The following is a 14,716-nucleotide window of genomic DNA, read 5'->3' on the forward strand; positions in this document are numbered from 1 at the left end:
TATCATGTCCAACGCGTCCGTCGAAAAATGGGGAGTGTTCGAAGCTGCCTTCAACGGCCCTTCGAGCGGTAATCCCTATCGCGATGTGGCATTCGATGCCGTTTTCAGCCAGCACAGCCGCGAGGTCCGCGTACCCGGCTTCTATGACGGCGACGGTGTCTATCGCGTTCGTTTCATGCCCGACAACGAAGGCGATTGGTCGTTCCGCACGCGCTCGAAGACATCGGAACTGGACGGCAAGACTGGCTCTTTCGTTGCCACCAAGCCGTCGGAAGGCAACCACGGCCCCGTGCACGTCCGCAACAAGTTCCATTTCGCCTATGCCGATGGCAAGCCTTTCCTCTCCTTCGGCACGACCTGCTATGCCTGGACGCACCAGCCGCTTGAGATGCAGGCCCAGACGCTCGAAACGCTGAAGAAATCACGCTTCAACAAGATCCGCATGGGTGTCTTCCCCAAGGACTACCCCTACAACGTCAACGAGCCGCTTTATGCCTGCTTTGAAAAGGGCGCGGACGGCAAGGAGGACTTCGATCGGCCGAACCCCGTTCTTTTTCGCCATTTCGAGAGCCAGGTCGCGGCCCTCTGCGATCTCGGCATCGAGGCCGATATCATCATGTTCCACCCCTACGATCGCTGGGGTTATGCCGATATGTCGGCTGAGCAGGATTTCCGCTACGTCGCTTATCTCGCGGCGCGCCTTTCTGCCTATCGCAATGTCTGGTGGGCGCTTGCCAACGAGTACGACTTCCTTCTCGACACCAAGCCGCTGCAGCAGTGGGACCGTTACTTCCACATTCTCGAAGAGAACGATCCCTATGGCCATCTGAAGTCGATCCACAACGGCGAGCCGACAATGAACTTCGATCATCGCAAGCCGTGGGTCACCCATACCTGCATCCAGAACTGGGATGTGAAGCGCACACAGGAATGGCGCGAAGCCTATGGCAAGCCCGTCGTCAACGACGAGCCGGAATATGAAGGCAATATCATTCAGTCCTGGGGCAATCTGACGGCACAGGAGCTGGTGCATCGCTTCTGGATTACGGTGACGCGCGGCGGCTATGCCGGCCATGGTGAAACCTATTCGCATCCGGAGGATCTCATCTGGTGGGCAAAAGGCGGCGAGCTGCGCGGGGAAGCCTGGAAGCGCATCGGCTTCCTGCGCGATCTGCTGGAGCAGGATGTCGTCAACGGCCTTGAGCCCATGTCCTCCTATGGCGAATGGCCGTGGACGCGCGTTTCCGGCGCCAGGGATGGTGATGTCAGCTACATCTATCTCGGCGAACATCAACCGGTTATCTGGTCCACCGGTCTGCCGAAGGACGGAACCGACTATGACGTCGATATCATCGACACATGGGAAATGACGGTCACGCCGGCAAAAAAGGTGGAAGCGCCGATCCCGCATCCGACGCGCCACGGCGCGATCGTGCGCGGCGGCAAGGCGGACGCCGCCTTCGGCGTGGAACTGCCGGGCAAGCCATACCAGGCGCTCCGCATCCGCAAGAAGCATTGATCCAAGGAAAAAGTTATGTCCGGATTGACCATCAAGAACGTCAGGAAGTCCTATGGCGCTGTAAACATTATCCATGGCGTCGATGTCGAAATCTCGGACGGCGAATTCGTCATTCTCGTCGGTCCCTCGGGCTGCGGCAAGTCAACATTGCTGCGCATGATCGCCGGGCTGGAAGACATCACCGGCGGTGAAATCTCCATCGGCGGCCGGATCGTCAACGACCTGCCGCCGAAAGATCGCGACATCGCCATGGTATTCCAGAATTACGCACTCTATCCGCAGATGACGGTGGCGCAGAACATGGGCTTCGCGCTGCAGCTTGCCGGCGCAAAGCGTGCCGAAATCGATCAGAAGGTCGGCGAGGCCGCCAAGATACTTGGCCTGCAACCATTATTGGATCGCAAGCCCGCCCAGCTTTCCGGCGGCCAGCGCCAGCGCGTCGCCATGGGCCGCGCCATCGTGCGCGATCCCAAGGTCTTCCTGTTCGATGAACCGCTTTCCAATCTCGACGCCAAGCTGCGCGTCAAGATGCGGGCCGAGATCAAAGCGCTGCATCAGCGCCTGAAAACCACGATCGTCTACGTGACGCATGATCAGATCGAGGCCATGACTATGGCCGACAAGATCGTGGTGCTGCAGGGCGGGAAGGTCGAACAGGTCGGCTCGCCGCTCGAACTTTACGACCGGCCGAAAAATGTCTTCGTGGCCGGTTTCCTCGGTTCTCCAGCCATGAATTTTCTTGAAGGCAAGCTTACCGGCGGTGCATCGCCGGAATTGATATTGCCAACCGGCACACGCATCCAACTCGCCAGCGCTCCGGCTCAATCGGAGGGTCGGGAGGTCATTCTCGGCATACGTCCAGAAGATATCTCGTTTGCCACGGAGGCCGGCGTTAGCGCAACCGTGACCGTCGTCGAACCTACCGGCTCCGAAACGCATGTCGCGCTCGATCTTGAGGGCAAGGAATTAACCTGGGTAATGAGAGAGCGAGCCGAACTCGTGCCGGGCCAGACAATTCAGATCTCGCTCAAGACACCGAACCTGCATTTCTTCGACAAGGCCAGCCAGCAGCGATTATAGGAGACAGCAACCGCTGACTTAAATCACTCAGCCGCGCGCCTTTGCGTACCGTTCATAACGGAAAAAATGCGCTTGACGAAGGCGTTGCCGTCGAACTGCCGCGCAGCCCCCTCGGTCACATGATCAGGGCGCTCGAATATGAAAGTCTCGATATTGACGACCGGCAAGTTCAGCCGCCTCCGCACGTCTCCGATCATCGCGGTATGCGTCACCACCAGGTGACAACCGGTTGGATCGAACCACTCCTGAAGGCCGGCCGTCGGTATGGCTGCGACCGTCAATCCCTGTTGTGATAGAAGCGAACTGATGCGCGAGGCAATTTGTTGATTATCCAGACAGATCAGGACATCGGTCCGCGAAGGGGACGGCGCATGGGTAGCCAGCATCAAACACCTCTCGTTCACTCACATGCCCGAATATAACGATTCGGCCGGTAACAGGGTGTTATAACTTGTTACATTTTGTTTCAAAATTAAGGCGGTCTGGTAGCCTCACTGCGGCGCCAGAACTTCATTTATCACCCAAGGTATTTATTACATCGCATTGATATAAATAATATTCTTGGTGAAAATTCGAGCGCAGCCTGACCGTCCGCTCGGCTCACAGAAGCGAGCAATAGCGCAGCGCGTCGTAAATTGCCGCGTGGATATTACGGCTAGCGATCGCGTCACCGATGCGGATCAAATCGAAGGAAGCGGCTTCGTTCTTGACGGGCAGCGGCGAGCGGCGGGCGATCAATGCCGGATAATCGACCGCGCCCAAGTTACGCGATAAGGGCTTCAGCTCCAGGTAAAGTTCATCATTCGCGATGGTACCGTGCTCGACGACCACCTGGGATACTCTGCGTTCCCATTGCGTCTCTTCCGAGAAATCCGATCCGAGGACAGCGACGAGCGCATTGCCATCGCGCCGCACCGATTTCAGCCTCGTATTGATGGTGACACGGACATTCTTCTCGGCGAAGGTCTTGGCATAGGGCACATGGTTCATGCCGCCCATCTCCGGCGCAAAGAAGCGCTCCGGCGAGACAAGCTCCAGTTCGGCGCCGCCATTGGCGATGACTTCGGCCGCCGACATGCCCGGATGTCCGCCATTGTCGTCATAAAGCAGGACCTGACCCTCGGCCTTCACCGCGCCGGCCAAAATGTCCCAGGAGGAGGTCAAAAGGCTGTCGCCGCTCTCCAGCTCCGGAGATTGCGCGATACCGCCCGTCGCCACGACGACGAGATCGGGCTCGAACGCCAGGACTTCATCAGCTCCCGCATAGACGTCGTAGTGGATCGTGACGCCCAACCGCTCCAGCTCCGCCAGCCGCCAATCGATGATGCCGATCATCTCCTTGCGGCGCGGGTTGCGCGTGAGCAGATTCACCTGTCCGCCAGCCTTGCTGCTCGCCTCCAGCACGTCGACCTTATGGCCGCGCTCAGCCAGCACACGCGCCGCTTCCAGGCCCGCAGGCCCGGCGCCGATGACGACAGCCTTGCGCAACGCCGCCGCGCGCTCGATCCGATGCGGCATCTCGGCCTCGCGGCCGGTTGCCGCATTATGAATACAGAGCGCCTCGCCACCCTCATAGATGCGGTCGAGACAGTAGGTTGCGCCGACGCAGGGGCGTATATTGGCCTCCTGGCCCGTCATGATCTTGCTGACGATATGCGGATCGGCGATATGCGCGCGCGTCATGCCGACCATATCGAGCTTGCCTTCCGCAATCGCGTGACGCGCGGTGGCGACATCGCCGATGCGGGCGGCATGGAAGACAGGGAACTTCGTCGCTGCCCTCACCTCGCCGGCAAAATCGAGATGCGGTGCCGATGCCATGCCCTGGATGGGAATGACATTGTTGAGAGCCGCGTCGCTATCGATATGGCCGCGAATGATATTGAGGAAATCGATATTGCCGGAGGCCACCAGCCGCCTGGCAATCTCGACGCCTTCCTCCCGCGAGAGCCCCTTTTCCCAGTCCTCGTCAGCCACCATGCGCATGCCGACGATGAAATCCGGGCCGACAGCCTTGCGGATGGCCTGCGTCACCATCACCGAGAAACGCATGCGGTTTTCAAGCGAGCCGCCGAATTCGTCCTCACGCCGGTTCGTTGCAGGTGACCAGAAGCCGTCGGTCAGATGGCCATAGGCTTCGATCTCGATACCGTCCAGGCCGGCGGCTTGCATGCGTTGCGCCGCCGCGGCAAAGTCCCCAATGATCCGCTCGATATCCCAATCCTCAGCCGTCTTCGGAAAGGCGCGATGCGCCGGCTCGCGGATCGACGATGGCGCCAGCACCGGCAGCCAGTCGCCCTTGTTCCAGCCGGTGCGGCGGCCGAGGTGGGTCAGCTGGATCATGACAGCAGCCCCGAACTCGTGACAGTCGTCGGCAAGCTTCTTCAGCCAGGGCACGATTTCATCGCGATAGGCATGGAGATTGCCGAAGGCCGGCGGCGAATCGGCCGATACAATCGCCGAGCCCGCCGTCATCGTCAGCGCGATGCCGCCCTTTGCCTTCTCGCGATGATAGAGCCTGTAACGATCCGTCGGCATGCCGCCTTCCGAATAGGCCGGCTCATGCGCTGTCGACATGATGCGGTTCTTCAGTGTCAGGTGCTTGAGCTGATAGGGCTGGAGCAAGGGATCGTTGGAGGTCATGTCACTTTCATCGCTTTATGAAGTCGAGGCTCGATCCGCTATCTTTGCTGAGACGAGAGGTTATGGCTATAGCCCATTGACGGGTGCGCGACGGCGGCGGCTATGCCGCAGATCGATCGCGGTATGCCAGACGATCGTCGCGAAGATGATCGCTCCGCCGACAAAAGTGGCAACCGGCGGCATCTCCGAGAAGAAGAGCCACACCCAGAACGGCGTCAGCACGATTTCCATCGAACTGATGAGAGCGGCGTCGGCGGCGGGCATCTTTCTTGATCCGAACAGGAAAAGAACGAAGGCAAGCGCGAAATTCGTCGCCCCGAATGCGGCGAGCAGAAGCCAGTTGTGAACGTCCACCGAGCTTGTCGAGGCAAAGGGCACGAAGACCACGAAGGTCAAAAGCCCGCTGACGACGCTCGACGGCAGGATCGGGATGCTCGGGTCCATGCGCGGGATGACGATGATGAGGGCGAAGGTAACAGTCATGCCGAGCGCGAGCAGATCGCCGACACCTGTACCACCGCCGATCGACGAGGCAACGATAACAGCAACGCCGATAAGGCAGATACCGCCGGCCACCAATGTGCGCTTCGCGACCCGCTCCTTCAGCATAGTCCAGCTGAGGAAGGCGGCAATGAACGGCGCCGTCGCATAGATCATGGTCACGTTCGCAACCGTGGTCGTGTAAAGCGCGCCGATGAAGCAGGCCTGGCTGATGGTCTGGCAGGCCAGCATCGCCAGTCCGGCAGGGTGAAAGATCGATGCCCATTGCCGCCTGGAAAACCCACCTTCGAGGAAAAAGCTGGGAATCAACAGAAACAAGCCACCGAACAGCGAACGCCAGGCGATCGCCGTCCATATGTCCGTGGTCAGCAGGCGCGCATAGATGCCGCTGCAGCTCCACGCAAGCATTGCTGTCGCCACAAGTATAACGCCCCTCTCATATTCGCTGGCAAAAGCGGAGCGGGCCGGAAACTGGAATGTCATGTATGGACTCGGAGGAACGAAGGAACGCTCCTGTGTGCGCCGATATTTGACATCAGGCAAACGAATAGTAGAGATAGTAGCTATCAGAAATATTTGTGACCCCAATGCGTGAACCCATTGAGAGCGACCTTCTGCGGACCTTCCTCGTCATCAGCGAGACGTCCAATTTTTCCACCGCCGCTCAAAGGATCGGCCGCACGCAATCGGCCGTCAGCGCCCAGATCAAGCGGCTCGAGGATACGATCGGCGAAACGCTCTTCGAACGAAGTGCCCGGGGGGCCGTCCTCACCCGAGCCGGCACTCAATTGCTTCCCTACGCGCAGCGCGTGATCGAGCTTCTAAACGAGGCGGCGGCAAATATTCGCACCAAACCGCTCGACGGCCCGGTCCGGATCGGGATTCCGGAGGAATATAGCCAGACCATTCTTCCCGCCGCCTTAGCCGCTTTCGCAGTCAGGCATTCAGCCGTCGAAGTGACCGTCTCCTGCGATTACACGGCACATAACCTGGCCGCGCTGGAAAAGGATGAACTGGATCTGGCCGTCGTCTTTGACTGGAACAACCAGAGCAAAGGCGAGGTTCTCTGCATCGACCCGACGGTCTGGGTGACATCGTTGGTGCACCGTGTGCATGAGGCGACCCCAATGCCAATCGCCGTTTATCGGGATTCGACATGGTGTCGCGACTTCGCTCTGAAATCGTTGGAGCAAATTGGGCGGCGTTATCGTATCGCCTTCATCGCCGACACGAGCTCGGGCTTGAAGAACGCCGTCTCCGCCGGGCTAGCCGTGACCACGCTATCGCGCAGCAACATTCCGAACGGTTGCCGCGAACTGACGAGTGACGACGGTTTTCCGCCTGTGGATTCATCGCGCGTCGTGCTTCGCCGCAACCCCTATCATTCGAGCGAGGCGATCCGGGAACTGGCCGAAATGGTGCGCGAGGCGTTCCAGCCTATGTCGGCTCTGCTGCAGCCGTAATGCGACGGCGCAGCCTGCGGCGCGTGCCGGAGGGACTTTCGGAAAAGCTGGCACGATAGCTACGCGAAAAGGCCGATGCCGAATTGAAACCTGTCATGGCTGCAATCTCGGCGAAGGAGGCTTTCGTCTCGATGACCTTGCGCCGCGCTGCATTGAGCCTCAACGCCAGATAATGCACATGCGGCGGCGCGCCGATGCTCTCCTGAAAAAGCGCCTGAAGATGGCGTGCACTGACACCAACACGGCGGGCGAGACGCGTGAGCACCAGCGGCTGTTCGATATGGTCCTCCATCAGGCGGATTGCCTGCGCCACGCGCGGATCGCGCATGCGCAAGCCGGCCGTCGATGGCGAAAGTTCTGCCACACTCTGCGTGCTCGCCGGCTCGTAAATGAACAGGCGGCTAACTTCGAGGGCCAACGAATAGCCTTGCCGCCGCCGAATGATCTCGAGCATGAGATCGACGGTCGGCAGAGAGCCGGCCGTGGTGATCCGCTTGCCGTCGATGACGAAGCGGTCCTTGACCGCGCGCACCTGCGGATAGGCGAGCGCGAAATCGTCGTAATCCTCCCAGTGGACGGCAGCGGAAACATTATCGAGCAGGCTCGCCTCGGCAAGCAGCCACGTCCCGGACTCGATGCCGGCAATCATCGAGCGATGGCGTGCGGTCTGCGACAATTGCATTTTCAGCGCCTGCGTGGCGTTGCGCCGCCAATTGTAACTGGCGAGCACAAAAAGTGGCGTCGCATCCGATGTCGGCCGAAAGCTTGCGCAAGCTGGCACCGGGATAAGGCTCGTCGTCTCCGCGGGAGAGCCGTCCGGCGTGAAAAGGCGCCAGCGATAAAGCTCGGCTCCGGAAATGCGATTGGCCCCGCGCAAGGGTTCGATCACCGACGCGATCAGAATCAAGTTCGTCTCCGGAAGGATGAGGAGATCGATGTCGAGTGTCTCGTTTGCCGATGCCAGCATCACGCATTCCTCCAAGCGTTCCGAAACTGTATCGAATGCTTCCGATAATGCAAAGCACGAAAGCGTCTCATGGCTCGTAATGTCCTCAATACGAGGGAGAACAAAAATGCCTCTTGCGATGAATCGCGATGTCTTCATCACCTGTGCCGTGACCGGTGCCGGCGACACGGTTTCGAAATCCAGCCATGTTCCGATCACTCCCAAGCAGATCGCCGACTCCGCGATCGACGCCGCCAAGGCTGGAGCGGCAGTGGTTCACTGCCATGTCCGCGATCCCGAAACGGGCGCTGCCAGCCGCCGCAACGAACTTTATAGGGAAGTCACGGACCGTATCCGTTCGGCCGACATCGATGTCGTGCTGAACCTGACGGCCGGCATGGGCGGCGACCTGATTTTCGGCGATGTCGAGAGCCCCCTGCCCCTGAATGCCAAGGGCACCGATATGGCAGGCGCCACCGAGCGCGTCAGCCACGTCGCCGAGTGCCTGCCGGAGATCTGCACGCTCGATTGCGGCACGATGAACTTCAATCTTGGCGACTACGTCATGACCAATACGCCTTCGATGCTACGGGCCATGGCAAAGAAGATGACCGATCTCGGCGTCCGCCCGGAGATCGAAGCCTTCGACACCGGTCATCTCTGGTTTGCCAAACAGCTTGCCGAGGAGGGCTTGATCGAGGATCCGGTCCTCATCCAGCTCTGCATGGGCATCCCCTGGGGGGCGCCCGATGACCTCAACACCTTTATGGCGATGGTCAATAACGTTCCCAAAAGCTGGACCTTCTCGGCCTTTTCTATTGGTCGCAACGCCATGGCCTATCCAGCGGCCGCCATCCTTGCCGGCGGCAATGTCCGTGTCGGGCTGGAAGACAATCTCTATGCCGGCAAGGGCATGCTCGCGACCAACGCGCAGCTCGTCGAAAAAGCGGTGCAGGTGGTGGAAGGCATGGGTGCGCGCATCATCGGCCCTGAAGATGTCCGCAAGAAGCTGAAACTGACGAAGCGCTGAGGCCCCGATGACCAAGATCAACAAGGCGGCCTGCATCGGCGGCGGCGTCATCGGCGGCGGATGGATCGCCCGCTTCCTGCTGGCAGGCATCGATGTGGATGTCTACGACCCGCATCCTGAGGCAACCCGCATCGTCGGCGAAGTTCTTGATAACGCCGAAAAAGCCTATGCGATGCTGACCGGCGCGCCGCTTCCGCCGCGCGGCAAGCTTACGTTCAAGGAGACGCTGGAAGCAGCCGTCGCCGGCGCTGACTGGATCCAGGAAAGCGTGCCCGAGCGGCTGGATCTCAAGCGCAACGTGCTGACGCAGATCGATGCGGCCGCAAAGCCCGATGCGCTGATCGGCTCATCCACTTCGGGGCTGCTACCGACCGACCTGCAACGCGACATGCGTCATCCTGAGCGCCTGTTCGTCGCTCACCCCTATAATCCCGTCTATCTGCTGCCGCTCGTCGAAATCGTCGGCGGCGAAAAGACCAGTGCTGCCACGATCAAGGCGGCGATGGACCGCCTGCCGCCCATCGGCATGAAGGGTGTGTATATCGCCAAGGAGATCGAAGCTTTCGTCGGCGACCGCCTGCTGGAAGCGCTCTGGCGCGAGGCCTTGTGGCTGATCAAGGACGATATCTGCACCGTCGAGACGTTGGACGATGTGATCCGCTATTCCTTCGGTCTGCGCTGGGCGCAGATGGGTCTGTTCCAGACCTATCGCATCGCCGGCGGGGAAGCGGGCATGCGGCATTTCCTCGCGCAATTCGGCCCTGCCCTACAATGGAACTGGACGAAGCTGATGGATGTCGTCGATCTCGACGATGCGCTTGTCGAAAAGATCGGCCAGCAGTCGGACGATCAGGCCGATGGCCTGTCGATCCGCGAACTCGAGCGCATCCGCGACGAGAACCTCGTCGGCATCCTTCAGAGCTTAAAGGGAAGCCATGGCGGCAAAGGCTGGGGCGCCGGCAAACTGCTGAAGGATTTCGAACAGCAGCTTTGGGCCGCAGGTGGCGGAGAGAAGCAGGGGCTGGATGTTACAAAGCCGCTGCGCCTGATCGATACCAAGGTCAGCCCCGCATGGGTCGACTATAACGGCCATATGACCGAGCATCGCTATCTGCAGGTGTTCGGCGACACGTCGGATGCGCTGTTGCGGCTGATCGGCGTCGATCTCGCCTATGTTGAGCGCGGCCATAGCTACTACACGGTGGAGACACATATCCGCCATCTCGGCGAAGCCAAGCTCGGACAGGCCATCCATTCGACGGCGCAGATCCTCGCATCTGACGAAAAGCGGCTGCATGTTTTCCATGCACTGCATAACAGCGCCAGCGGCGAAATAATCGCCACCGCCGAACAGATGCTGCTTCATGTCGATGCGAAAGCAGGCAAAGCCGTTGCCGCACCGGAGGAGGTGTTGGCGAAGCTGATGCCTATTACTGCCGCGCATGCAGCCTTGGCCATGCCGGAGGGAGCCGGCCGTCATGTGGGACAAAAACGCTAGGAGGAAGCGATCGTGAATTTCGGGCTCAGCGAAGAACAGGAGATGATCGTCAAGACGGTCAGGGACTTCGTCGAGACGGAGATCTATCCGCACGAAAACGAGGTCGAGCGCACCGGCTTCGTGCCGCCCGATCTTGGGCTGGAAATCAAGCGCAAATGCATCGAGCTCGGCTTCTATGCCTGCAATTTCCCGGAGGAGATCGGCGGCGCCGGGCTCGATCACGTCACCTTCACGCTTGTTGAACGTGAGCTCGGCCGCGGCTCGATGGGACTTACGGTCTTCTTCGGCCGCCCATCCGGCATCCTGATGGCCTGCGAGGGCGAGCAGCGCGAGCGTTACCTCTTGCCGGCGGTGCGCGGGGAAAGGGTCGATGCACTTGCCATCACCGAGCCGGACGCCGGCTCCGACATGCGCGGCATGAAATGCGCGGCAAGGCAGGATGGTGACGATTTCGTGCTCAACGGCACGAAGCATTTCATCTCGCATGCCGATGTCGCCGATTTCGTCATCGTTTTTGCTGCCACCGGCGAGGAGGATACCCATCGAGGCGTCAAGAAGAAGATTACGGCCTTCCTGGTCGATCGCGGCACGCCGGGCTTCGAGATCGTCAAAGGCTATGACTCGGTCTCCCATCGCGGCTATCACAACTGCATCTTGAATTTCACTGATTGCCGCCTGCCGAGGTCTCAGGTGCTCGGCGAGGTGCATCGGGGCTTCGATCTTGCCAATCAGTGGCTCTACGGGACCCGCCTGACGGTTGCCGCCACCTGTGTAGGCCGGGCACGCCGCACTTTTGATCTTGCCCTGCCCTATGCGGCCGAGCGCAAGCAATTCGGCAAGCCGATCGGCGCCAATCAGGGCGTGTCCTTCAAGCTTGCCGACATGATTACCGAGATCGACGCGGCCGATCTGCTCACGCTGTCGGCCGCCTGGAAGCTCGATGCCCGCATCCCGGCCAATCGCGAAATCGCATCGGCCAAGCTCTATGCGTCGGAAATGCTTGCCCGCGTCACCGACGAGGCGATCCAGATCTTCGGCGGCATGGGATTGATGGACGATCTGCCGCTTGCCCGCTTCTGGCGCGACGCCCGCGTCGAGCGTATCTGGGACGGGACTTCGGAAATCCAGCGGCACATTATCAGCCGCGACCTGCTTCGGCCGTTCGGAGCATGAGCCCATGACCCAGCGTTCGCTCGACCGCCTGATCCGACCCAAAACGATCGCCGTCTTCGGCGGCAGAGAGGCACGGCGCGTCATCGAGCAATGCGACCGCATGGGATTTGCCGGCGAAATCTGGCCGGTGCATCCGACACAGGAAAGCGTGCTTGGCCGCCGCTGCTATCGCTCGGTCGCCGACCTGCCTGACGCGCCGGACGCCGCCTTCGTTGGCGTTAACAGGGCGCTTACCGTCGATATCGTGAGGGAGCTCTCCTCCAGAGGCGCCGGCGGCGCCGTCTGCTATGCCTCAGGCTTCAGTGAGGCTGTGGCCGAACTGGCTGATGGCGCGAACTTGCAGCGCGCGCTCGTCGAAGGGGCAGGTAGCATGCCGATCGTTGGGCCGAATTGCTACGGCATGATCAACGGGTTGGACGGCGCCCTGCTCTGGCCCGATCAGCATGGCATTGTCAGAACCGAGCGCGGCGTTGCGATCCTTACGCAGTCCTCCAATATCGCCATCAATCTCAGCATGCAGAGGCGCGGCCTGCCCATCAGCTATCTGATGACGGCGGGCAACCAGGCGCAGACAGGCCTGTCGGACCTTGCCCGAGCCGTCCTTGAAGATCCGCGTGTGACGGCCGTCGGTCTGCATATCGAAGGCTTCGGCGATATAAGGGCGCTGGAAGGGCTCGCCATGCGCGCCCGAGAGCTGAAGAAGCCCGTCGTCGCACTGAAGGTCGGCAAATCCGAACAGGCTCAACGCGCCACCGTTTCGCACACCGCCTCACTTGCTGGCAGCGATGCAGTGGCCGACGCCGTTCTCGACCGCCTCGGCATCGGCCGCGTTTCGACGCTGCCGGAGCTGATCGAGACGTTGAAACTCCTGCATGTCGCTGGCCCGCTCGAGAGCAATGCGATCTCGTCGATGAGCTGTTCGGGCGGCGAGGCGTCGCTGATGGCCGATGCTGCCGTGGGCCGGACTATCGAGTTTCGTGCGTTGAAAGCCGAACAGCTTCCTGCCCTGCGCGCAACTCTCGGCCCGATGGTGACGCTTTCCAATCCGCTCGACTATCACACCTTCGTCTGGGGCGATCTGGGCCGGCAGACGGAGGCTTTCAGCGCCATGTTCGCCGGCGGCTATGCCCTCAATCTGCTCGTTCTCGACTTCCCGCGCGCGGATCGTTGTGATGGCGCCGACTGGATGATTACTGTTGCAGCGGTTGCCGCGGCCGCGAAGCGGACGGGTGCCCGCGCCGGCATTCTGGCGACCTTGCCCGAAAACATGCCGGAGGCGATCGCACAACGGCTGATCGAAAGCGGCATCGTGCCGCTCTGCGGTATCAGCGAGGCGTTGACCGCAGCGGATATGGCCAGCGACATTGCCAGGGCATGGAATAGGCCGCAACCATTGCCGCTTCTCAGCGCTTCCACCGCCGAAGGCGAGGTCGAGACCCTGAGCGAAGCTGCCGCCAAGGCGGAACTTGCCGCTGCGGGCCTCGCCGTCCCACTAGGCAGGACCGCCGCCACGGCAAGCGAAGCGGCCGATTGCGCGGAACAACTCGGTTTTCCGGTGGCGCTCAAGGCGCTCGGTGTCGAGCACAAGTCCGATGTCGGCGCGGTTAAGCTCAACCTATGGGATAGGAATGCTGTCAGAGACGCGGCCGAAGGCATGGCCGGTTTCTCACACGGATTCCTTGTCGAGCGGATGATCGATCGCCCTATCGCGGAGCTGATCGTTGGCGCGGTCCGCGATCCGGTCGTCGGCTTGACACTAACCGTTGGCGCGGGCGGAATTCTCGTGGAATTGCTTGAGGATTCCGTCGTTTTGCCACTCCCCGTGACGAAAGCCGAGGTTCTCGAGCGGATTTCGCGGCTGAAGGTCCGGAAACTGATTGAGGGCTATCGCGGCGATACCGGCAGCAGCCTTGAAATCGTTGCTGACGCCGTCCTATCAGCGGCAGAATATGTCGTAACGAACGCCGCACATCTTGAAGAACTAGACATTAATCCATTGATGGTTCTAGCAGAATCTCGGGGCGCCATTGCGGCGGATGCCCTCATCCGGCGAAGGAGGTAGCGGAAGTTGCAAGACCCCATTCGAACCCGCTCCGAAGACGGCATCCTCGAGGTCATCATCGATCGGCCCAAGGCGAACTCCATCGACCTGGCGACCAGCCGCAAGATGGGTTTGATCTTTCGTGACTTCCGCGACGACCCAGATCTGCGCGTCGCCATCGTGACCGGCGCCGGCGAGAAATTCTTTTCCGCGGGCTGGGATTTGAAGGCCGCCGCTGATGGCGACGCCGTCGATGGCGACTATGGCGTTGGCGGTTTCGGGGGGATGCAGGAACTGCGCGACCTCAACAAGCCGATCATCTGCGCCGTCAACGGCATCTGTTGCGGCGGCGGGCTGGAAATCGCTCTGTCGACCGATCTCATCATAGCCGCGCCGCACGCGACCTTCGCGTTGCCCGAGATCCGCTCCGGCACCGTCGCCGATGCGGCGTCGATCAAGCTTCCGAAGCGCATCCCCTATCATATCGCCATGGACATGCTGCTGACCGGCCGCTGGCTCAACGTCGAAGAGGCGCATCGCTGGGGCTTCGTCAACGAGATCGTCATGGCCGACAAGCTGATGGACAGGGCCTGGGAGCTCGCCCGCCTGCTCGCAAGCGGTCCGCCGCTCGTCTACGCAGCGATCAAGGAAATCGTTCGTGAAGCGGAGGGTTCGACGTTTCAGACTGCCATGAACAAGATCACCAAACGGCAGTTTTCAACCGTCGACATCCTCTATTCGAGCGAAGATCAATTGGAAGGCGCACGGGCTTTCGCAGAGAAGCGAGCCCCCATCTGGAAAGGAAGGTAGGAGGCGGCAGCA

At 60.6% G+C, this 14,716-nt stretch carries 12 protein-coding genes; 8 read left to right on the top strand and 4 right to left on the bottom strand.

The window, feature by feature from the left end:
• The first annotated feature begins 4 nt into the window (after positions 1–4).
• The gene (locus JJQ51_RS28660) at positions 5–1,519 is read left to right on the top strand and encodes a DUF5060 domain-containing protein (RefSeq protein ID WP_113351113.1); all 1,515 of its coding nucleotides are present in this window, start codon (positions 5–7) and stop codon (positions 1,517–1,519) included.
• A gap of 15 nt (positions 1,520–1,534) precedes the next feature.
• Positions 1,535–2,599, top strand: a complete 1,065-nt coding sequence (locus tag JJQ51_RS28665) for an ABC transporter ATP-binding protein (RefSeq protein ID WP_113351112.1) — start codon at positions 1,535–1,537, stop codon at positions 2,597–2,599.
• A gap of 23 nt (positions 2,600–2,622) precedes the next feature.
• Here the strand turns inward: JJQ51_RS28665 and JJQ51_RS28670 are convergent, their stop codons facing one another.
• The 3 genes from JJQ51_RS28670 to JJQ51_RS28680 form a co-directional block, all read right to left on the bottom strand.
• Complete coding sequence (locus JJQ51_RS28670; protein ID WP_113351111.1) at positions 2,623–2,985, bottom strand: hypothetical protein; 363 nt, start codon at positions 2,983–2,985, stop codon at positions 2,623–2,625.
• 214 nt (positions 2,986–3,199) lie between these two features.
• Positions 3,200–5,242, bottom strand: a complete 2,043-nt coding sequence (locus tag JJQ51_RS28675) for an NADH:flavin oxidoreductase (RefSeq protein WP_269245577.1) — start codon at positions 5,240–5,242, stop codon at positions 3,200–3,202.
• Positions 5,243–5,308: 66 nt separating this feature from the next.
• Positions 5,309–6,226 (bottom strand): DMT family transporter, encoded by a 918-nt coding sequence (locus JJQ51_RS28680; RefSeq protein WP_113351109.1) that lies wholly within the window; start codon positions 6,224–6,226, stop codon positions 5,309–5,311.
• A gap of 104 nt (positions 6,227–6,330) precedes the next feature.
• On the opposite strand from JJQ51_RS28680, the gene JJQ51_RS28685 reads away from it, so the two are divergent.
• Positions 6,331–7,206, top strand: coding sequence for a LysR substrate-binding domain-containing protein (locus tag JJQ51_RS28685; protein ID WP_269245578.1), 876 nt, complete (start codon positions 6,331–6,333; stop codon positions 7,204–7,206).
• On the opposite strand, the gene JJQ51_RS28690 is transcribed toward JJQ51_RS28685, so the two are convergent.
• The gene (locus tag JJQ51_RS28690) at positions 7,181–8,173 is read right to left on the bottom strand and encodes a GlxA family transcriptional regulator (RefSeq protein WP_113351107.1); all 993 of its coding nucleotides are present in this window, start codon (positions 8,171–8,173) and stop codon (positions 7,181–7,183) included. The two genes, JJQ51_RS28685 and JJQ51_RS28690, sit on opposite strands and share 26 nt — an antisense overlap.
• 106 nt (positions 8,174–8,279) lie before the next feature.
• On the opposite strand from JJQ51_RS28690, the gene JJQ51_RS28695 reads away from it, so the two are divergent.
• The 5 genes from JJQ51_RS28695 to JJQ51_RS28715 are packed head-to-tail and all read left to right on the top strand — an operon-like array spanning position 8,280 to position 14,704.
• Positions 8,280–9,182, top strand: coding sequence for a 3-keto-5-aminohexanoate cleavage protein (locus JJQ51_RS28695; RefSeq protein ID WP_015342966.1), 903 nt, complete (start codon positions 8,280–8,282; stop codon positions 9,180–9,182).
• Between the two features lie 7 nt (positions 9,183–9,189).
• A complete protein-coding gene (locus JJQ51_RS28700; RefSeq protein ID WP_113351106.1) occupies positions 9,190–10,680 on the top strand; it encodes a carnitine 3-dehydrogenase in 1,491 nt (496 codons plus the stop codon).
• A 12-nt stretch (positions 10,681–10,692) separates the two neighbouring features.
• On the top strand, positions 10,693–11,853 hold the full coding sequence (locus tag JJQ51_RS28705) for an acyl-CoA dehydrogenase family protein (protein WP_113351105.1): 1,161 nt from the start codon (positions 10,693–10,695) through the stop codon (positions 11,851–11,853).
• Between the two features lie 4 nt (positions 11,854–11,857).
• Positions 11,858–13,915, top strand: a complete 2,058-nt coding sequence (locus JJQ51_RS28710) for an acetate--CoA ligase family protein (RefSeq protein WP_113351104.1) — start codon at positions 11,858–11,860, stop codon at positions 13,913–13,915.
• A gap of 6 nt (positions 13,916–13,921) precedes the next feature.
• Positions 13,922–14,704, top strand: coding sequence for a carnitinyl-CoA dehydratase (locus JJQ51_RS28715; RefSeq protein ID WP_113351103.1), 783 nt, complete (start codon positions 13,922–13,924; stop codon positions 14,702–14,704).
• Positions 14,705–14,716 lie beyond the last annotated feature (12 nt).

The organism is Rhizobium sp. AG207R (assembly GCF_027109195.1).
In the GTDB taxonomy this organism is placed as follows: domain Bacteria; phylum Pseudomonadota; class Alphaproteobacteria; order Rhizobiales; family Rhizobiaceae; genus Rhizobium; species Rhizobium dioscoreae.